We start from the raw sequence: 22416 nt of genomic DNA on the forward strand, positions 1-22416 counted from the left end.
ATCGGTTTTCCTTAAGATGCAGCTTTAACCAAAATGGGTGAACGGAACCTGAAAAAATTATCTGAAAGTCAATATCCCGCTTTCCAGTTTAGCCTTTATGCCTGAAGATAACTCTAAATTTGATAGCACAACATCAAGAGGAAGTTTCTTATCGATTTCACCGGTAAAGGTCTGTTCTGATACAGCTGGGGATTTCCAGTTGATTTTTACATCGTACCAACGGCTGAGTACCTGTGCAATTTCCGCCAGGGACTTATTGTGGAAATAATAAGTGCCGTTCCGCCAGGACAGGACCTCCTGGGGATCAAAGGTTTTGATAACAAGTTTACCACCGTCATTATAACTTACCTGTTGGTCTGGCTTTAACATGATGGATTCATTTCCTTTTATAGCCGAAATTGATCCGGTTATAAGGGATGTGGCAAAATTTTTCACATTATAGGCATTTACATTGAAAGAAGTACCATGAACCTTGATGTCGGTAAATTCAGTATGTACAATAAATTCAAGGTCTGGATTGTGGGTCACTTTAAAATAAGCTTCCCCTGTTAAATAGACTTCCCTTGTTTTTTTATCGAAGCTATTGGGGAAACGTAGGCTGGAAGCAGAATTCATCCAGACTTCTGTTCCATCGGGCAGGGTAATCTTGTAATCTTTAGTTGGTGGTACGTACAGGGTTGCCCAATCTTTATTGCCAGCTCCTGCTGGGGCATAACTTAATTCTTTTTGTTTGGTGTGTACTGTGGCACCGTCCATGTTTATGGTACGACCTGCTGTGAGTTCGATTATCTTGCCATTATCTGTTCTGAGATATACCTGCTGCTGTACAGTACCTTTCTCTCTAGACGTTAACTGCTGTTTATTAAAAAAATACCACATCAAAGGCAATCCGATAAGTAGCATTGCAGCGGCACTGATGTACCGCCGGTTCCGCTCATAAAAAGATCTAACTGGTATTTCCGGAAGGTGAGGCTCAACATTTTCCCATGCTTTTGTTTCGTCAAGCCCTGAGAGGAAAGATGCTGTACCTGGTCTTTTCATTTTTGATTTCAGCTCTTCCCAGAATTCCCTGGTATCGGGGTTTGCCAGAATCGCTTTTTCAGCAATAAAGTCATCGCCCTCACTTATCGTACCTGCAATCTTTTCAAATAAAAGCCCTTTTATAAAATCCTCGTTATATTCCATCTCTTATTTATAGATGCAGTTATAGTATCATTAGGTGAACGCTCATCTGAATGTGATCAATTTTTCCTGTAACATTTTAACCGCAAGCTTCAAATGTGTCTTTATTGAATTAACAGAAAGCCCCATTTCATTGGCTGCATCCTGATATTTTTTGTTTTCCATGTAAACCAGCTTAAATGCTTTTTGGCGCTGGGCAGGAAGCTCGTTAAGGGCAAGGTTAATGGTATTTTCGCTACCGGTCTGTTCTGATTGTTCAATATCGTCCTCCAGGTTTATCCTTTCGGTATATTCATCCATTTTTTGCTGGGTAACTTTTCTTGTCCTTAAGGCCATCAGGCATTGATTATGCACAGCCCTAAAAAGATAAGCTTTAAGGGAGCTGTTTACAGATTGGTAATGTGATTTTTGCCACATGGAAATAAACAGGTTTTGGACCAGATCTTCTGCCTCCATTTCGTCTTCCAGCATCATATATGCTTTTAGCGCGAGTGGTTTGTAATATTTTTTAAATACCTGTTCGTAGGCAGTCTTTTTGCCGTTCTTGAGGTCATTCAATAATATTTGGTCAGTGATCTCCATTAATATAGATTAAAGCAGGCGATAAATATATACTTTGAAATTCAGAAAAACAAGAAAGGTCTGGTACTAAGTATGATGCAACTGTTTCTACTATTTGGATTGAGGATTTAAGCCTCGCTCATATTTTGTACAGTTGTAATGTGGACAGATGGTCAATAGAGTGAATGTTCAGATGTATCTCAGGTTCAGTCTTCAACAGGTGTTTTTACTTTTAGCTAAAATTTTATCCAATTGTGGCTTGATAGTAAAGCGGCGATCCGGTTGTGGCCGTTGCTGTACGCTAATTTGAATCGTTGAACAATTTAGCTGAAAGAGCAAATGCTTGTATACAACAACAGATTGTTTTATGAATAGAATAATTTTTGCGCGTATAAATTGTTATGCCATCGTTGCCGGAAGTTGAAAAATTATCAAAGTCGTAAAATTTGTTAAATGTTTGTAGGCTATGTTAAGATAATATAATTTTGTCTACTAATACTATAGATTTAATATATTATGATATCCGAAACAGTTACTTGTCCCCTTAATCCGATCTCTAATACATCCTACAATAGCTTTGGTTGCTGTTGTTGAATCTGGTTTCTCTGTTTTTGTTCTCTTCTCGAGTTTTTGTTTTTTTAAATGACCGCATGGAAGGTAAATAATCAACCGTAAGTAGATATGCTAAAGTCATGACCTCTGTATAATCTTAACATGATATGGGAATGAAATAAAGGAGTGACTGACCGATTGGAAATATTGAATGGATAAATAAAATCAATTATAAAACACAATACCCAAGGTATAGAAAGGAGCTTGCAAAATAAGATAGTTACTGAATATAAATAAGGGAAAATGCGTTTCTGCATTCTCCCCAGATTTCGACCATTGCCGGAGATCAATTGGCGTTGCATCCGGTCAGTTTATTCAATGATCATGTCAAAATTATGAATTCTGCACGGGAATTTTTCATATTCCTAATGCTTGTTGCAGTTTCATGATTGGCATAAAACAATATAAATTATGAAAATAAGCGGAAAGTCCTGGAAGGACTCGCATAACAAACCTTTGTCAAAAATACTTTTAATGCCCTGTCTAACGGGAATTCTTCTGATTTCCTCCGTTCTGCAGGCCAGGGCAAAAAGAAGTGGCGAAGGACAAAATATTAATCTCCTCTCTCATTCAAAGGCAACCGTTGTGGCAAATTTGACAGTATACAATTTTCTCGATGTTTCTTTTGAGATTTCAAATAGTGAAGGTCTACGCTCGCAGACTGTTACAATTAAGGGAAAAGTAACCGATGAAAAGAACCTTCCCCTGCCTGGGGTAAGTGTTAGGCTCAAGGGAACTGCTCAGGTGGTATCAACAAATCCCGACGGCGAATTTCAACTGGTTACCGAGTTAAATCAGCCTACTTTGGTTTTTACCTACGTAGGTTATAAAACACAGGAAGTGCTTTATAAAGGCCAGCCACTCTCGATAAAACTTGATCCTGATCAAAGTAAGCTTGAAGAGGTACTTGTGGTAGGATATGGTACGCAAAGAAAAAGCGATGTATTAGGCTCAGTAGCCACTTTTAATGCAAAAGCAGTAGAAGAAAAGCCGATATCAAGAGTTGAGCAGGCGCTTATCGGCCAGATGGCCGGCGTTCAGGTAAGGCAGCAAAGCGGCACGCCCGGAGCTGGTTTAAGTATTCAGGTACGCGGGGCTGGCTCAATCACGGCAGGTAATGAACCCCTTTACGTTTTGGATGGCTTTCCTTTGGATGTCGCCAGTCAGAATGCCTCCGGAGGTGTTTCAAACAGTCCATTAGATAATCTTAATCCAAATGATATCGAGAGTGTTCAGGTATTAAAAGATGCAGCTGCGGGAGCCATTTACGGTTCTCGTGCTGCAAATGGGGTAGTAATTATCACAACTAAAAAAGGTGTTGCGGGCAAACCAAGAATTAGTGTGAATGCCAACGCAGGTATTAGTTCGGTAGCCAGAAAGATCGATATGCTGAGTGCTGGTGAGTGGGTTGCCCAGGCAACAGAACTGGCCAACGCTGCATGGGTAGCTTCTGGTACAGGAAGAACTGCTACCCAAACCAATGCTGAAAAAGCCGCTATTTTAGGCCTTGCTCCAGGTACCATTAACACCTCTTTTATGACCGATCCGAGATGGGCACAGCCTGGACACCCCGGACTTGATTATGTAGATTGGCAGGATGCCATCTTTACCAATGCACCTTATCAAAATTATGAGGTTTCAGCAAGCGGAGGGGCAGAAAATGTGACTTACTTTATTTCAGGTAACGTACTTAACCAAAACGGAACGTTGATTAATTCCAATTTTAAGAACTATGGTTTAAGGGCCAATGTGGAGGCCAATGCCAGTAAGAAGCTTAAATTCGGGATCAACCTTGCGCCATCTTATTCTGTTAATAATGCACCTCCGGGGGAGGGTAAGGACAACCAGCTCATGAATGCTTTACAGATGGTGCCGGTAGTTGAAAGTTCGGCAGGTTTAAATTCCGGGGCTTATGGAAACAGTACCTACACCTGGGCGAGCCCAAGATTAATCAGTCCGTATGCCTATCTGGAAACCGCAATAAACAAGGTAAAAACCTCAAGATTATTGGCTTCGATATATGCAGATTATCGAATAGTTAACGGCCTGTCATTGAGGTCGAGCGTAAATTATGATAATGTTGATCGAAATACTTCAAAATATACATCTGATCAGGTTACCGTTGGTGCAGCATCGGCTTTGTTAACCAATCCTGGTCTTTACTCAACCGGCTCTTACGCGGTAACTAAGAAACAGAATTTTCTTAACGAGAACACCCTGAATTATACCACGACTATTGCCAGTGTCCACAAGATTTCTGCCATTGCAGGGGTGTCGTACAATATAGTGCATACCGAAGGGGTAAGCCTTGCAACGGCCGGAGGTTTTGCCAACGATATCATCAAAACCTTAAGTAATGCCATTGCCAACGCTGCAGGGGTAACCACTACAGGAACTTCAACTGCAGCTAATAATACCCTGTTTTCGTACTACAGCAGGCTTCAATATGCTTTTAAAGACAGATACCTTTTATCTGGTACCATCAGAAGAGATGCCTCTTCTAAATTTGGATCTGAAAACCGCTGGGGAACCTTTCCTTCGGTATCTGCCGGATGGAAAGTTTCAGAAGAATCTTTTCTTAAAGATGTTAAAGCCATCAGTGAGTTAAAACTAAGATTAAGTTGGGGTAAATCGGGCAACAACAACATTGGCGACTATAATGCCATAAGCACCCTGATAAATTCGAATTACGTATTTGGCGGCAATACGCCAACAACGGCTACCGGGCAGGTGGTTTCGGGCCTTGCCAACAAAGCGCTGAAATGGGAAACATCCAACACCTATGATCTTGGTTTAGACTTCAGCCTTTTGGCCAACAGAATCAATTTCACCTTCGATGCCTATCATAAAAAGAATACCGACCTACTGTTAAACCTGCCGGTACTATCAGCAAGTGGTTTCAGTACAAGTTTACAAAATATAGGTGCGGTGGTGAACAAAGGATTGGAATTCGGACTGAATACGGTAAACATAAAAACAGCCAATTTCACCTGGTCAATGAGCGCTAATATTGCCTTTAACAAAAATGCGATAACCGATCTTGGCCCAACACATGCTGATATCGAAATCGCTTCTGCTTATAGCGGTAGCAATGCGCCATACCTGCTTAGGGAAGGACTCCCTGCTTTCAGCTATTACATCACTAAAACCGATGGAATTTTAACGGCTGCCGATATTGCCAATCCGGCTGTGGCAAAAGTATCCGGACAGAAAATTGGCGATGCGAAATACGTTGATACCAATGGCGATGGAAAAATCAGTGCTGCCGATAGGGTAGTTGGTGGACAGCCTTCTCCTAAATATATCTGGGGTTGGTTAAACAATTTTAAATATGGGAATTTCGACCTTGGTATACAGTTGTATGGTCAACATGGAGGCTCGATACTTTCTTATCTGGGCCGTGCAATCGACTTTTCGGGAAGTACAACCGCAAATGTTCTTGGGGTATGGAGAGACCACTGGACCGCAACAGACCCCAATCCGGATGCACCAAGGGGCAAACTGGGCGCAACTTATACCTATCCGAACGTAACCTCTGATTGGGTCTACTCCAGCGATTTCTTTCGGGTACAGAACATTACTTTGGGCTATAACCTGAAGGGGTTGATCAAAACCCATGGCATTTCTTCGGCAAGGATATTTGTAGCGCTCGAAAACTATTTCTCTCATGATAAATATAAGGGGGGAGCAAATCCAGAGGCGCAGAATACGAACGTAAGTGGCGATGCCAGCTATGCAATATCAGGCGATTACGGTTCGGCACCATTAAGTAAAACAGCTTCAATTGGAATAAACATTGGCTTTTAGTAGAATAAGATGAAAACGAAAATATACTTAACCCTGTTCTCCGCAATACTGCTGTTGGGCAGTTGCGAAAAACAATTAAATCAAACACCAGAGTCGAGTTTGGCTACAGAGAATTTTTTTACCAATAATAACGACTTTCTTCAGGCGGTAAATGGGGTGTATTCCCAGTTGAGCAATTATCCCAGTCAGGCACTATGGCTCAGTGAAATGCGCAGCGACAACTTAAATGCGACTTCTGATGGTAACCGTGATTGGGACGGGATCAATAATTTTACACCGAGTATTACCACAACAGGATTTATCACTACAGCCTGGAAAGCCAATTTCAACGGCATATATAATGCGAATACCGTTTTGGCAGCATTAGAAACCAAAGGAAGTGTACTCACCGCTGCAAATGCAACAAGGTATGCTGCCGAAGTTCGTTTCTTGAGGGCATTCTACTATTTTTCTCTGGTCAGGACTTTTGGCCAGGTGCCATTAATATCGACGGTAAAGAGCGCTGTGGAAGTAGCAAGCATTCCACGTAGTCCGGTAGCTGATGTTTATGCAATGATCGAATCCGATCTGCAGTATGCAGTGGCCAACTTACCCGCAACTTTTACAGGGATTGACCTTGGAAGACCAACTTCCTATGCTGCAAAAGGGCTGCTGGGGTTGGTTTATCTCACCAAATCGGGCCCAACATATGGTATAAACGGACCCGGCCTTAACAGCAATGAATATGATAAGGCTGCTGCTTTGTTCGATGCAGTACTTACCGGGAGTCCCTATAGTTTTGCCTCCAATTATGCATCAATATTTTCTTACACCAACGAAAATAATAGTGAAGTGGTGTTTGATGTACAGTTTGCTTCGAGTTTAAACGGAGCCGGTTTTCCTTCCCATTTGGTGCCGGTAGCTTATTGGACCAGCAATGGGATTTCTAACAGTTATGGGAACGGCTATGGAGCCAGTACTTTTCCGGTATCAAAAAGTTTGGTCAATTCTTACACCACTAATACGGTTAGCGGAACAGATGTGCGATATCCTTTCAATGTAGCAACTACCTATACTGCTGGTCCTTTTGTCAAAAAATACATCGATGTGGCCAAAAAGGGCCTGTCGGGAAAAGACTGGCCGATTAATTTTATCGTATTGCGTTATACCGATATATTGTTAATGAAAGCCGAATGTATCCTTCATGGTGCAGCGGGCACTCAAAGTGATGTAGACGCGGCTGTGAACAGGGTGAGGGCCAGGGCTGGCGTAGGCGCATTATCAAATGTAAATATCGAGACCCTGATGCAGGAGCGGCAAAGGGAGTTTTTAGGCGAAGGGCTCCGCTGGAACGACCTTGTGCGCGAAGGTCTGGTCGTCTCGCAGATGAATGCCTGGAGAGTAGCCGATGCGATCACGAAAATTAATGAAATTGTGCCGAACTATGTCATTTATCCGGTGCCTGCGGCAGAAATTCAGACTGCACCTGGCCTTTATACTCAAAATCCGGGCTATAACTAGTATATTATGGGAAGAATAAGATTTCAATTCAATATAATGATCAAAAGAAGTTTAATCATAATTGGTTTTTCGTTGCTGTATAATGGAGCAATATTTGCCCAGCGAAAGGCTGGGCAAAAGCCCAACATTGTTTTTATTTTGGCCGATGACCTGGGTTATGGAGATGTTGGTGTTTACGGACAAAAACAGATCCTCACGCCCAATATCGATAAGCTGGCCAATGAAGGAACACGATTTACCGATTTTTATGCAGGTGCTCCGGTCTGTTCACCCTCACGGGGATCCATCCTTACAGGCCTCAACACGGGGCACGCTACGATTAGGGGTAATGCAACCGAACAAGGAGGGCTTGCGGGGAAAAAAGGAAAAAATGTGGTGTACCGGGCCAATCTCACCAAGGATGATTACACTATAGGAAACCTGATGCAGGATGCCGGTTATCATACTTCGCTGGTGGGAAAATGGCATGTGGATGGATATGATTCGCTCGCTACACCTTTACAAAGGGGCTTCGATAAATTTTCGGGATGGCTGATCAATATTCCCTCAACCTACGCAAGCACTTATTGGCCTGATCATCGTTATGTGAATGGTAAGCTCCTGAAGGTAGAAGCAAATACCAATGCAAGAAAAGGCTATTATGAAACCAATATCTGTACAGATGAAGCACTGGCCTATCTGGAAACCCAAAAAGATAATAAAAAGCCTTTCTTTTTAATGTTGAACTTTAATAATCCGCATTCACCGCTGGATGTGCCAGACCAGGCCATCTATAGGAATAAAAACTGGCCAGAAGATATGAAGACCTATGCGGCTATGGTGTATTATTTAGACCAGTCGGTAGGTAAAATAAAAGATTACCTGATTAAAAGCGGGCTATCTGAGAATACGATTGTGTTTTTTGCATCAGATAACGGCCCAAGGTCGGAGCCGACCAGTCAGTTGAAAGCGGTATCCGAATTCTTTGATTCGAACGGTAGGCTTAAAGGGTACAAAAGGGATATGTACGATGGAGGGATCAGAATTCCGTTTATCGCATGGGCACCATTTATTAAAAATGCGCCGAAAACAAGCGATGTGCCGGGGTATTTCCCTGACATTATGCCAACTTTTGGAGAGATTGCCGGTAAAACTACTGGATTCCATACAGACGGCACTAGTATATATCCGGCTATTAAGGGCGGCAAGGTTAAAACCGACCGCTTTCTATACTGGGAGTTTTTTGAATTCGGCTTTGAGCAGGGCGTGCGTTATGGTCGGTGGAAAGGGGTGAAAAGACATCATAAACTCGAACTTTACGACCTTAAAACGGATATTGGCGAAACCAATGATGTGGCTGCTGCCCATCCTGATATTGTGAAGAAAATTGAGGATTATCTTTTAACCGCCAGAACAGATTCACCTTATTGGACGGTAAAATAATTACAATATTTCTCACCTTTGTTGGATCGGAACTAACAGTTTATAATTAAAATTGTTTAAGAGCCTGTTTAAATTTCATTATAAATTATTAGTATGTCAGTCTGAGCGTAGTCGAGGACTCGTTTTTCGGTATATTAAAAGCAATCGACTCCGCTATCATTGACAGATTCCAATAGAATAGTCGTCATCTCGACTGTAGCGCAGTCCCGAAATTTCGGGAGAGAGATCTTTGTACAAAGTTATTGAATCAAAGTTAAAAGATTTCTCCACGGCGGTCGAAATGACGATGCTTCAAGACCATTCACCTGCTTTATCAATCTATCATTCATATTGATTTTCGTGAAATATATTACGCCTCAGTATTACAAAATATTAGATAAGTAAAATAATTGTATCAAATTTAAACAGGCTCTAAGTCTGAAGGTGAATGGAAACCATTTTTCTAGTTTGGCTATTGGGTTGGAGATTGGTTTCTCTTAAACTCACTTGGCCTCATGCCGTATTTCGATTTGAATACCGTCGAAAAATAATTTGGTGAGGAGAATCCGACCATATAGGTGATTTCTGCGATTGTATACCTTTCATTGATCAATAAAAATTTTGCCTTTTTTAGTCTTCTGTTTATGATGTAATCTGTTACACTGCAATCGAGCAAGGCCTTTACTTTTCTGTATAACTGTACCCTTGAAACTCCCAGGGCTTTACTGATCTCCTCTACACTAAAGTTTTCATTGCTTAGGTTCTGCTCCACGAGACCGGAAAAATCATTTACAAATTTTTTATCCAGGCTTTTTGAAATAGGTTGCCTGTTTCCAGAACTGATGTCGCTTGTGTAATGAGACTTTAGCAGGAGTCTGTTTTTCATCAGGTTCCGCACAGTAGCCAGTAAATACTCATAATTGAAAGGTTTTACGATATAGGCATCTGCCATACTCTCGAAACCATTGATCTGCTGTTCTACACTGCCCTGAGCGGTGAGCAGGATGATGGGGATATGGGATGTACGAATGTCGGATTTGAGCTTCTCAGTAATTTTCTTCCCCGAAACATCTGGCAGTACCACATCGCAGATAATCAGATCAGGTACCTGCTCGTAGGCAGAAGTGATCCCGCTCTCTCCGGTATTTGCGATAAATACCTCGTATTCCTCATCAAGTTTCTCAGCCAGATAATGCAGAAGGTCTGCATTGTCTTCAATTATCAATACTGAACGTTCCTTTAATTCACGCAACAAATCATGATTCTTTTCTCTCTTGAGATGCTCTAGTTCGCTCGTATAGATTTTCGCATTTTCATAAAGTTCTTCTCTTTCCACCTGTTGGGTGTGCTTCTCTTCTTCCCGAAGGTGTGATGACCCAAGGGGCAGGGTGACGGTAAATATAGTACCCTGCCATTTCCGGCTTTCTACGGTTAGGTCTCCATGTAAAAGATTCATCAGTTCCTTTGAAAGGGAAAGGCCCAATCCAGATCCTTTTCTTGCGTTTGAGTCTGCTTGATAAAGATGTTCAAATATATGCAGGATTTCTTCCCGATCCATTCCAGGTCCATTGTCCTCCACTTTGATAGCGATATGAGCATCGTCTTTACTCACTGTAACGTGAACCGTTCCATTGGCTGGCGTAAATTTTAGTGCGTTAGATATCAGGTTGAAAATTACCTTATCGAACATGTTCACGTCAAACCATACTGTTATATCCGATTCTTTAGTGAAAAGTCTGAGGTCTATGTTCTGTTTTTTTGCAGCGAGCTGAAAGGTCTCAATGATGTCTGCAATGAAATCTATAATATTGTTCGATGTCGATCTTATGCGCATCTTACCATACTCAATCTTCCTGTACTCAATGAGCTGGTTGATTAGGCGCAGCAGGCGAAAAACATTTTTATTGATCAGTTTTAGGTTTTTTCCTGCAAGGGTATTAATTTTTTCATTATTAAGCAGATCTTCCAGGGGAGAGAGTATCAGGGTAAGGGGGGTGCGGAATTCATGAGATATATTAGTGAAGAAGTTCAGTTTGGCTTCTGTTGCTTCTTTAGCCTTTTCAGACATCTCAATAAGCTTATTGCGCTGATTAAGGATTTCTAGGTTATTCGCCTCCAGGTTTTTGTTGATCTTCCTGTTTTCCAGTAGGGAGAAAAAAGCCAGCCCCCCGAAAACCACAGAGAGCACCAGGGTAACCACCGTGATGTTTAATGTAAGCTGTTGGTTGTCGAACAAAGAACGTTGTTCAGCCAGGAGTGATTGTTGCCGTTCGATATCTCTCTGCTGGCTGCTAAATTTGTTCCACTGCAGTTTCATGAGCTGAACATTCGATGAATCTATGACCACAGACTGAAGGATATTTTCTTTGAGGATGGATTCTTTTCCGAGGATACGGAATGCTGTGGAAATTGCCTCTTTGCCTCCCGTTGGATAAAGCATGCTGGCATCTATCACTTTGCCATCAATCATCTGGAGGCCACCCCCTTGTCCAGGTAGCGCATCTATACCTATAATGGCCACTTTCCTTTTTATTCCGAGTTTATCCAGCGCTTCCCTGGCTGCAGAAGCCATCTGGTCATTGTGAGCAAAAATTAGGTCCGTGGTACGCAATGTCTCCTTCATTTTCAGCAGTTCATCAATAGCGTGCGATTTTAACCAATCGCCATAGATCTGATTCGAAATTCTAATATTAGCGGATTTTTGGAGCCCTTCGGCAAATCCCCTCTGGCGCTCTATTGTGGGAGAGGAGCCGGGAAGTCCCATGATTTCCATAATATTTCCTTTCCCTTTAAGCAGACCGGATACATATTGCCCGGCCATCTTGCCAATCTGGTAGTTGTCTGCACCGACATAAGCGGTATAAGCCGAAGATGATGTTTTCCTATCGATAATAACCACAGGAATGCCACTATTATAAGCCTGTTCAACGATTGGAGTGAGTGGCCTGGCCTCGTTAGGAGATATAATCAACAGGTCAATATCCATTTTTAATAGTTCGCCTACCTGTGAGATTTGTTTTCTATTGCTGTTGTTTGCATCTCTATATACCAATGTGGCGCCCGGATGTAACGAAAGCTCCATTTTCATCTCTTCCAGCATGGTTCTACGCCACAGATCTGAGCCAACGCATTGTGAAAATCCTATAACATATTTTGCTTCCTTTTTCTTGTCGCTACAGCCACAAAGAATAGCCGTTAGGATGACCAGTATAAGTATCCTATGAAGGAAGTGAAGTCTTGCGGTCATATTTATCATTTTAATAAGGGCAGTGCCTGGCACCGGTTGTATCTGGTTAGGATCCTGTTTGTAAGAAAATAATTCTAAAGATAATCAAATTTGAAACTTTAAGGAATTGGCACTCGGCTGCGAGTGGGAGGATGAAAGGTGCAGATGCATCAAAACCTTAATATTGATGTTTCAAAAGTGTAACCACATCAGGTCAGGTAAAAATAATAAATTTTAATTGACTGTTAGTCAGTTCTTTATGTAATGTGTCAAGATTGTATTCTTTTGGAACAGATTTGTTATCCTCCCTTCCAGTTTTTGACCAACTTGCAATCCTCAACCAATAAATAAACCCTTATGAAAAAACATTCCGTCCTGGCTTGGTCCATGGTCGTAGCCCTAGGCGGCTTTCTGTTTGGATTCGATACAGCCGTAATATCAGGTGCTGAAAAATCCATTCAACAGTTTTGGAACCTGTCAGCATTTTCGCATGGACTTACCATATCTATTGCACTTATCGGTACGGTAATCGGCTCTCTGGTAGGATCCCGCCCATCTGATTATTTCGGGAGAAAAAATACACTTTATTTCGTAGCTGCAGCATATCTACTTTCCTCACTTGGTACCGCGCTGGCAGATAATTGGTATATCTTTTTAGCATTCCGCTTTTTGGGTGGTTTAGGTGTGGGGATATCTTCCGTTACTGCACCCATTTATATTTCAGAGGTGTCTCCGGCACATAGAAGGGGCCGGCTTGTAGGGCTTTTCCAGTTCAATGTTGTACTGGGAATATTGATCTCCTATCTTTCAAACTATTTGCTAAGCCAGGGAGGAGAGGCATCCTGGAGATGGATGCTTGGTGTTCAGGCATTTCCATCCATAATATTCCTTGTGCTAATCTACTTTATTCCTGAAAGTCCAAGATGGCTTATACTTAAGCGTGGTGCGTACGATAAAGCATTGGAAATCCTACGCATTATAAATCCATTAAACTGCGATGATGAGCTGGCCGCGATACAGAAATCCGGTCAGGATATGCAGCGAGATAAATCTTCGGATGGACTTTTTTCAGGAAAGTACAACAGGCCTATTATCCTGGCCGTACTGTTTGCCTTCTTCAATCAGGTATCTGGCATAAATGCCATTATCTATTATGCACCAAGAATTTTTGAAATGGCAGGGCTTGGTGCGCATTCTTCGCTTTTATCAACTGTTGGTATCGGAATGGTCAATTTTATATTTACGCTTCTTGCGATCAATATTATAGATAAAGTTGGGAGAAAAACACTGATGCTGATCGGCTCTTTCGGACTGATTATTTCTCTTGGACTTGTTGCAGTTGCATTTCTGGGTGGTTCATCCGGCGGGTTTGAAATCCCGATTTATGTAATGCTCTTTATTGCTTTTTTTGCTTTTTCGCAGGGGGCGGTTATCTGGGTATTCATTTCAGAGATTTTCCCAAATCAGGTCAGGGCAAAGGGGCAAACACTCGGCAGTTCTACCCATTGGGTTATGGCAGCACTGATTGCATTCTGCTTTCCTTATCTGGCGGAGTCTTTTGGAGGCGCAAACATATTTTTCTTTTTCTGTGCCATGATGGTATTGCAACTGGTATTCGTTTGGAAGATGATGCCTGAGACAAAGGGGAAATCTCTGGAGCAGATAGAGACTGGAATTGTAATGCACTAAATAAAAAAGAAAGATAAGAATATGATCACACCTGCTATATGCTTTGGCGAAATATTATGGGATGTTCTGCCTGATGGGCGCATGCCAGGTGGTGCGCCGTTAAATGTTGCCTATCACCTCAATAAGCTTGGCCTGTCCAGCAGTATCATCAGTAAAATCGGAGATGATGAAAATGGAGTGAAACTGGAGCGTTTGCTTGATGGTTGGCAAATTAACAAGAGCCTCCTTCAACGCGATACGATTCACCCTACCAGTGAAGTGATTGCCCGTGTGGGTAGTAGAAATGAGGTTTCTTATGAAATCGTGTTTCCTGTGGCATGGGATTTTATCGATCACCAGTCCATGATCGATAGCGCACTGAAGTCATCCACATATTTTGTGTACGGAAGCCTGGCCTCCAGAAATCTACTTTCCAGAGAGACGCTGTTCAAATTCCTGGAAAGCGATGCGATAAAGGTATTTGATATCAATCTCCGTCCTCCTTTCTTTGATAAGAGCCTTTTGGCAAATCTGATGGAACGGGCAGATATCATAAAATTTAACGAGTCGGAGCTACACATGGCCCAGATCCTTTTCGGGGGAAGGTTCATAAATGAAAAAGAGCAGGTCCGTTTTATACAGGAACGCTTCAGTATTCCAGAGGTAATCGTAACTAAAGGGGAATTTGGGGCTTCCTATTATAGAATGGATCAATCCTACCATGCCTGGGGATCCGAGGTTAAGGTTAACGATACCATTGGGAGTGGAGATTCATTTCTTGCAGCCTTCATTGCCAGCCATCAATTGGGGCTGGCACCAAAAACCATTATAAAAAATGCGATCGGAATGGGCGCTTTTATCGCCACCAAAAAGGGAGGCTGTCCGGAATATGAAATTGAAGAATACAAAAAGTTTATTGACGAAATATTTTAACTAAACATAATACTAACCAAATCTGAATTTTTATGAGAAAAATTTTCCTTACCTGGCTTTTTGCCTGTATGGTAACGGGCCTGGCATTTGGCCAGACCAGGGTAATCAGTGGCGTTGTCACCGACAATGAATCCATCCCTCTGGAGGCTGTAACCGTAGTGATCGTAGGTACCCAAAAAACGGTAACCACAGATACTAATGGTAGTTTTAAAATTGAAGCTTCTGCTGGTCAGTCGCTTAGGTTCATTTATATTGGAGCTGAACCATTAACCATTCCCATTACCGCAGAATCGGCCAATCTTAAGGTCAAACTCGACATTGCGATCAATAAGCTCAACGAGATCGTGGTTACGGGTTATCAGAAGGAACGCAAGAAAGACATCACCGGAGCAGTCAATGTAGTTGATGTTTCAAAGATCAGGGATATCCCTTCTGGTAATGCTGTAAAGTCTCTTCAGGGAAGGGTTCCAGGGGTGCTGATTACCACCGACGGTTCTCCAACCGGTCAGGCAACGGTAAGAATCCGTGGCATTGGAACCCTGGGCAATAACGACCCGCTTTATGTAATCGATGGAGTGCCAACCAAAAATGGGTTGGAACAGTTAAACCAGAACGACATTGAATCTATTCAGGTGCTTAAAGATGCGTCTTCGGCTACTATTTATGGCTCACGTGCAGCAAATGGGGTAATCATCATCACTACAAAAAAAGCCAAAAAAGGTTATTCAAAGATCGATTTCAATGCCTCGACATCCATTCAGAATTACGCCACCAAACTTAAAACGCTTAATGCCGAGGAAAGAGGCCGTGCCTACTGGCAGGCGGCGGTAAACGATAAAGCCAACCCCAATAATAACCAGATCTATCAATATGACTGGAACAATAACTTTAACAATCCAGTGCTTAACCGTGTGATCTTTCCGGAGTACATCGATGCGGCAAAGACCATGAAGCCTGCAGATACTTACTGGTTTGATGAGATTGCACAAAATTCGATTATCCAGTCCTATGACGCAGCCCTTTCCAATGGCGGTGAAAAGGGAAACAGTCTTTTTTCGGTGGGTTATTATGATAATAAGGGTATCGTAAAAGAGTCAAGAAGCCGGAAATATACGGCTAGATTCAATTCTGATTACAATTATCTAGACGGCAAGTTAAAGATCGGGGAGAATTTTTCAGCAAGCTACATTAAGAATGCCCAGATCCCGACAAGCGATATCCTTTTTGCCTCGCTCGTACAGCAGCCTATTGTGCCGGTACATACCACAAGCGGAGGCTGGGGAGGCCCTGCAGCAGGAATGACCGATAGACAGAACCCAGTTAGATTAATAGAAGACAATAAGCAGAATAGTTACAATTTTTATAGGTTCTTTGGAAATGCATACGCAGATTACCAGATCATTCCTGGACTGAACTTTAGGACAAATTTCGGTATAGACTATAACGGTAGCTATCAGCGCCTGTTAAAGAAATCGTATGTTTCGGGCTTTTTGGCAGATCCTGCAAACCAGGTGAGCAATTCACAGACCTATCAGGGTAATGTCATCTGGCAGAATACCCTTAACTATAAGGTTACCAAGGATAAACATAACCTGGAAATACTCGCCGGTCAGGAATACATAAAGAACATCAGTCAAGAGTTTTCTGCAAGCAGACAAGGGCTGGCGCTGGAAAATATTGATTATGCCTACCTTAACGTAGGTAGCACAAACACCCTCAACGGGGGAAGTGGGGCAGGAAACAAATTGCTGTCTTACTTCGGTAAGGTCAACTACAGCTACAACGACCGTTATATCGCTTCAGTAACCTTAAGGAGAGACGGCTCTTCGCGTTTTGGTAAAGATAACCGATACGGTACTTTCCCTGCTTTCTCACTTGGTTGGAGGATGAGCGAAGAAAAGTTTATAAAGGATCTGGGTCTGTTTTCTGATCTGAAGCTTAGGTACGGCTGGGGCCGGTCTGGTAATCAGGAAATCCCCAACAATGCTACTAGCTCGCTATACTCTGCTATTTACGGGACGGACCCGACATGGGACTTTGATAAAGGTACTGCCTATGATATCACAGGTTCAGGAACAGGTCAGCTGCCTTCTGGCTTTGCTTTTATCCAACAGGGCAACGACAACCTGAAATGGGAATCGCTAAGAGAGTCGAATTTTGGTTTAGACTTTGGTTTATGGAACAATAAGCTTACCGGTTCTGTAGATTATTTTATTAAGAAAACCTCAGATATTCTAATCAGTCCCGCTTACCTGGCTGTACTTGGAGATGGAGGAAACAGGTACAGTAATGGGGCTTCCCTCCAGAACAAAGGGCTTGATGCGATTCTTACCTATGAAGATAAGATTGGTGATGATTTTAGCTTCAGCCTGACGGGTAACTTTTCGCTCTACAGGAACAAGGTGACTTATCTGCCTAAAGATGTACTGGCTTCCTATCCCGGCAATGGTACGGATAAAAACGTACTCGGAAGGCCCATAAACTCCTACTTTGGATATGTTGCCGATGGCCTCTTTACTTCACAGGCAGAAGTGGATGCTTATGCCAGCCAGCCTGGAAAAGGATTAGGCAGGATTAAATATAAAGATTTAAACAATGATGGAGTGATTAACGATCTGGACCGCGACTTTATAGGCGACAATAGTCCTAAGTTCACTTATGGACTGAATGTTTCCCTTGGTTATAAAAACTTCGATATGAGTTTTTTCCTACAGGCCATCAATGTGGACGTGGTGAATGATTTTAAGACTTATACCGATTTTTCTTCGCTTTGGACAGGTACGAACTGGGGCAGCAGGACGCTTGATGCGTGGAGCCCTTCAAATCCAGGCTCTACCATTCCAGCACTGACTCTTGTAGACCGCAATAATGAAGGAAGGTTCTCAACTTATTTTATTGAAAACGGATCTTACCTCAAGCTGCGCAACCTGCAGGTTGGTTATAATCTTAAAAAGGCACTGAATATGAAAATACAGAACTTCAGGATATTCGTTCAGGGCAGTAACCTGTTTACCATAAAGAGCAAATCTTTTACTGGTACTGATCCTGAGATTCCCAATTATGGATTCCCTGTGCCGATTGTTGGTACCCTTGGGGTAAATATTACATTGTAAAATTAGATATATCAAAAGATGAAAAAATTAATATATACACTGGCATTCTTCGCTACCCTATTCTTCTCGTGCGAAAAAGCCCTTGATGAGCCAGCACAGGGCGTAGTTTCTGGCGATGATCTGAATACTCCCGAGAATATTGATAAAATGGTTATTGCAGCTTATTCTGCACTTGGAAATGATCACTATACTTCTCCATATTCCAGCATGTGGCCCTATGGAAGCGTTCGTGGAGGAGACACCTATAAAGGAGGTGATGGCCCCGGAGACTTGTCAGAGTTCCATCTGTTTGAAACATTTTCCCTTAACAGGCCTGATAATGGGCTTATCGATCAATTGTGGTCCAGGCTGTATGTTGGTGTCGGTCGGGCTAATGATGCGTTGAGAAGAGTTGATGCCATGTCTGCCACTGAATATCCAAACAAGGTTCAACGCCAGGGAGAACTTCGCTTTTTGAGAGGGCATTTTTATTTTCTGCTAAAGATTCTTTTCAAATATGTTCCCTTTATCGATGAGAATATGGCAAAGGCCGACTATCCGTCTATTTCCAACAGGGCCTTGAGTAATGATGCGCTTTGGACGAAGATTGCAGATGATTTCAGAGCGGCCGTTACAGCGCTGCCGACAGATCAGAACGATAAGGGCAGGGTAAACAAAAATACTGCGAAAGCTTATCTGGCCAAAGTGCTATTGTACCAGGCCTATACCCAAAGCGAAAATAACGCGGTAAGCGGTATTGATGCTGCTAAATTAAACGAAATAAATACATTATGTGATGAGATCATCGCATCGGGCAAATTCAGCCTGAGTACGGATTATGCTAACAACTTTTTATCTGCTTCTGATAACAGCCCGGAATCTGTTTTTGCTATCCAGTATTCAAAAGATGATGGTACGCCAAAGGGGAGACTGGATTATGGGCATGCGCTTAACTATCCAATGAATCAGGAGTATGGATGCTGCGGCTTTAATGTGCCTAGCCATGATCTGATCAATGCTTTTAAAACAGGAACCGACGGATTGCCTCTTTTTTCCACCTACAACAATACAGATGCGGCAGCTTCTCTCGACTTTCAGAGCAGTTCATTCGATCCACGACTTGATCATACCGTGGCCAAACCAGGTGCACCTTTTAAATATAAGCCAACATTTGTATTCCAGCGTTCGTGGTCAAGAGCACCGGCTATTTATGATGCGTTTGCCAGTATGAAAGAAGCAGTACTTCCCGATGACGCTTCTTTTCAGAAAGTTCCACCATTTATCGGAAGTTCGAAAAACTGGCAGATCATCCGCTACTCAGATGTGCTGCTTTGGAAAGCAGAAGCACTAATAGAACTGGGGCGGCCATTGGAAGCTGTTCCGCTGATCAATCAGGTTAGAAACCGTGCAAACCTAAGTCGTAACCTATTGAAAAATGCCGCGGGAAACCCAACTTCAAATTATAACGTTCAGCTTTATCAACCTGGGGTAAATTGTACCTGGACCCAGGATTTTGCAAGGCAGGCCCTAAGATTTGAAAGAAGACTTGAGTTCGCTACAGAAGGTTATCACTTTTTTGATTTGGTGAGGTGGGGGGGGGCTGCGCAGACTATGAACGCTTATTTTACAGTCGAAAAATCAAGGGTTGCCCACCTCGCAGATGCCAGATTTACGGCAGGAAGGGATGAATATTTCCCGATTCCATTAAATCAGATTAACTTTAGTAGCGGGGTGTACAAGCAAAATAATGGATGGTAATATTTCTAATATCCAGGGAGTCTTCCCTGGATATTTGTTTAAATTTTAAAAAATACAACATGAAAAACAAATCTATAGGATCGATATTCTTTTTGCTTTTTTTCCTATTCTCTATCGGTTCTAATGCCCAATCTACAGGAGGCGAAAAATACAGGCCAGCTTTCCATTTCTCACCAAAGGCACATTGGATGAATGATCCTAACGGAATGGTGTATTATAATGGCGTTTACCATCTTTTCTTTCAGTATCATCCCGGAGGTACAACCTGGGGACCTATGCACTGGGGGCATGCCACAACCCAAGATTTCTTTAACTGGGAGGAAAAGCCCATAGCACTTTATCCAGATAGCCTGGGCACTATTTTTTCAGGAAGTATCGTAATTGATAAAGACAATACTGCAGGATTTGGTAAGAACGCTATGGTTGCAATATTTACGCACCATAACCAAAAGATCGAAGAGGCCAAGACCGGCCTGCACCAATACCAGAGTATTGCTTATAGTAATGATGAGGGCGAAACGTGGACTAAATATAAGGGTAATCCTGTGCTTCCAAACCCTGGGATAAGCGATTTCAGGGATCCCAAGGTGATGTGGTATGAGCAAGGCAAAAAATGGGTCATGACTTTAGCAACAAAGGACAGGATCACTTTTTATTCCTCTCCAGATCTTAAAGCCTGGAAACGCGAAAGTGAATTTGGAGTCAACCTGGGCGCCCATGGTGGGGTTTGGGAATGCCCGGATCTATTTCCACTCAAAAGCAATGGTAAAACAGTGTGGGTGCTTTTAGTCAGCATCAATCCCGGAGGCCCTAACGGAGGTTCTGCAACCCAGTACTTTACAGGGAACTTTGACGGGAATAAATTCGTGCCAAATTCTACAAAAGAGAAATGGGTGGATTATGGAACCGATAATTATGCAGGGGTTACCTGGTCTAACACAGGTGACAGGAAGATATTCCTTGGCTGGATGAACAACTGGCAGTATGCCAATCAGGTGCCTACCAAGGCCTGGCGTGGTGCTATGACAATTCCCAGAGAACTATCGCTCGCAAGTGTTAATGGAGATTGTCATCTTCGTTCGTTACCTGTAAAGGAAATTTCGCCATCATTAAAGCCTGTTTATAAGAAAGGAACTGTTACTAATTATAAGGAGATTGACCTTTCTGCATATGCCAAACCGCTGGATGGAAAGTTCAAACTCGATCTTAGCCTTGAAAATACCAGCGACTTTAATATTATATTATCGAACGTTAACGGACAAAAGCTGATTATAGGCTATGACAAAAAGAACAACAGTTACTTTATCGACCGGACACTATCTGGCGAAACATCATTTGAAAAAGGATTTGCAAAAAAACATAGTGCCCCCAGGTTACTGGCCAGTAAGGAAATCCATATTAGCTTGATCCTTGATGTTGCGTCTATAGAACTTTTTGCCGATAACGGATTAACTGTGATGACAGACATCTTCTTTCCGGATAGTTCTATTGAAACAATCAAGATTCAAAGTAGTGCCGTTAATAAGTTAAGCAGTCTTTCTCTGTCAAAGATTGATCAGAAGCAATTAAAATAGTATAAGAGGTTGTATCTTAAATATAGATTTGTCATCCTGAGGGGTAATTTATTTTATAAAAATCAAAATAGATGACAGAAGAATTTTAAAGAGATGTTTGATTAGAAGTATCGTCATCTCGACCGTAGCGGAGAGATCTTTAAATTTGATTTCAATAACATAGTTCAAAGATCTCTCCACTCCGCAGTGCTTCGGTCGAGATGACTATCATTCCATTGGAGTCTGTCAATAGTATTGGAGTCGATTGCTTTTAATATATCTAAAAACGGATCTTCGACTCCGCTCCTGGCAAATAAATATCCTGTAAGTATTCATTGAAATATACGCCAATGAGGTTTCCCCGAAATTATTATTACCTTGTCTTTTTAAGTTAATGTATATTTGTCGGACGAATGATCAACATTAATCACACGGATGAAAAGTCTTTATTGCTTCAATTGAAAAACGGTGATGAGCGTGCATTTGAAATACTATACAATAACTATAAATTCCGGATCGCCGGAAATTTATTTAAACTTCTTAAATCTGACGACCTGGTAAAAGAAATGCTGCAGGAGCTTTTTTTTAAAATATGGGAAGTGCGCACACAGATTGATCCCGAAAAGTCTTTTAAATCTTATCTCTTTCGTATAGCGGAGAACCTGGTACATGATTATTTTCGGAAAGTGGCAAAAGACAAACGTTTACTAACTAAAATAGTTGCTTCAAGTTCAGAGCTTTACCTTCATGTTGAAGAAGATATGCTGAGTAAAGAAGATGCTCAAAAATTGCAGAAAGCCATAAACCTGATGCCCCCTCAGCGTAAAATGGTATTTACACTCTGCAAATTGGAAGGTAAATCTTATAAAGAAGTAGAGGAGATCATGGGCATTAGTGCCAAAACCATCAGTAGCCACATGCTGCAAGCCAATAGGTTTCTTAAAACCTATTTTAGAGATTCTCCTACACTTACCATTTCCATAGTTTTAGGTATTTTATTCAAAGGCTTTTGATCCTGATCGTTATTTTTGGAAATTAATTGTTAATTTTTTATTAACTGACTAAGGATATTTTTGCTTAGCTCCGTATTAGCTGTAAAAATTGAACCTTGAAGCCATCCGAT

12 protein-coding genes are annotated in these 22416 nt (G+C 41.9%); 9 read left to right on the top strand and 3 right to left on the bottom strand.

What is annotated here, in order from left to right; translation table 11 throughout:
• Positions 1 to 57: 57 nt before the first annotated feature.
• Both J7E57_RS22975 and J7E57_RS22980 read right to left on the bottom strand, forming a co-directional pair.
• On the bottom strand, positions 58 to 1185 hold the full coding sequence (locus J7E57_RS22975; RefSeq protein ID WP_215125700.1) for a FecR family protein: 1128 nt from the start codon (positions 1183 to 1185) through the stop codon (positions 58 to 60).
• A gap of 42 nt (positions 1186 to 1227) precedes the next feature.
• Positions 1228 to 1764 carry an RNA polymerase sigma factor gene (locus J7E57_RS22980; protein ID WP_215125699.1) on the bottom strand — a complete coding sequence of 179 codons (537 nt, stop codon included), beginning with the start codon at positions 1762 to 1764 and terminating at the stop codon, positions 1228 to 1230.
• 1065 nt (positions 1765 to 2829) lie between these two features.
• Between J7E57_RS22980 and J7E57_RS22985 the strand changes: the two genes are divergently transcribed.
• The 3 genes from J7E57_RS22985 to J7E57_RS22995 are packed head-to-tail and all read left to right on the top strand — an operon-like array spanning position 2830 to position 9084.
• The gene (locus tag J7E57_RS22985; RefSeq protein WP_215125698.1) at positions 2830 to 6162 is read left to right on the top strand and encodes a SusC/RagA family TonB-linked outer membrane protein; all 3333 of its coding nucleotides are present in this window, start codon (positions 2830 to 2832) and stop codon (positions 6160 to 6162) included.
• Positions 6163 to 6171: 9 nt separating this feature from the next.
• On the top strand, positions 6172 to 7662 hold the full coding sequence (locus J7E57_RS22990) for a RagB/SusD family nutrient uptake outer membrane protein (protein WP_215125697.1): 1491 nt from the start codon (positions 6172 to 6174) through the stop codon (positions 7660 to 7662).
• A gap of 6 nt (positions 7663 to 7668) precedes the next feature.
• Positions 7669 to 9084: an arylsulfatase gene (locus J7E57_RS22995; RefSeq protein WP_215125696.1), complete on the top strand. Its 1416-nt coding sequence runs from the start codon at positions 7669 to 7671 to the stop codon at positions 9082 to 9084.
• A gap of 451 nt (positions 9085 to 9535) precedes the next feature.
• On the opposite strand, the gene J7E57_RS23000 is transcribed toward J7E57_RS22995, so the two are convergent.
• Positions 9536 to 12310, bottom strand: a complete 2775-nt coding sequence (locus J7E57_RS23000) for a substrate-binding domain-containing protein (protein ID WP_215125695.1) — start codon at positions 12308 to 12310, stop codon at positions 9536 to 9538.
• Between the two features lie 336 nt (positions 12311 to 12646).
• On the opposite strand from J7E57_RS23000, the gene J7E57_RS23005 reads away from it, so the two are divergent.
• The 6 genes from J7E57_RS23005 to J7E57_RS23030 all read left to right on the top strand — a co-directional run bounded on the left by J7E57_RS23005 (position 12647) and on the right by J7E57_RS23030 (position 22306).
• Positions 12647 to 13978 (top strand): sugar porter family MFS transporter, encoded by a 1332-nt coding sequence (locus J7E57_RS23005; RefSeq protein ID WP_131028824.1) that lies wholly within the window; start codon positions 12647 to 12649, stop codon positions 13976 to 13978.
• Between the two features lie 21 nt (positions 13979 to 13999).
• On the top strand, positions 14000 to 14890 hold the full coding sequence (locus tag J7E57_RS23010) for a carbohydrate kinase family protein (protein WP_215125694.1): 891 nt from the start codon (positions 14000 to 14002) through the stop codon (positions 14888 to 14890).
• Between the two features lie 32 nt (positions 14891 to 14922).
• Positions 14923 to 18003: a SusC/RagA family TonB-linked outer membrane protein gene (locus J7E57_RS23015; RefSeq protein WP_215125693.1), complete on the top strand. Its 3081-nt coding sequence runs from the start codon at positions 14923 to 14925 to the stop codon at positions 18001 to 18003.
• A gap of 18 nt (positions 18004 to 18021) precedes the next feature.
• Positions 18022 to 19740: a RagB/SusD family nutrient uptake outer membrane protein gene (locus J7E57_RS23020; protein ID WP_215125692.1), complete on the top strand. Its 1719-nt coding sequence runs from the start codon at positions 18022 to 18024 to the stop codon at positions 19738 to 19740.
• Positions 19741 to 19799: 59 nt separating this feature from the next.
• Positions 19800 to 21314 carry a glycoside hydrolase family 32 protein gene (locus tag J7E57_RS23025; RefSeq protein WP_215125691.1) on the top strand — a complete coding sequence of 505 codons (1515 nt, stop codon included), beginning with the start codon at positions 19800 to 19802 and terminating at the stop codon, positions 21312 to 21314.
• Between the two features lie 392 nt (positions 21315 to 21706).
• Entirely contained in the window at positions 21707 to 22306 is a 600-nt protein-coding gene (locus J7E57_RS23030) for an RNA polymerase sigma factor (protein WP_215125690.1), read from the top strand.
• Positions 22307 to 22416 lie beyond the last annotated feature (110 nt).

Source organism: Pedobacter sp. ISL-64 (assembly GCF_018613605.1).
Lineage (GTDB): Bacteria > Bacteroidota > Bacteroidia > Sphingobacteriales > Sphingobacteriaceae > Pedobacter.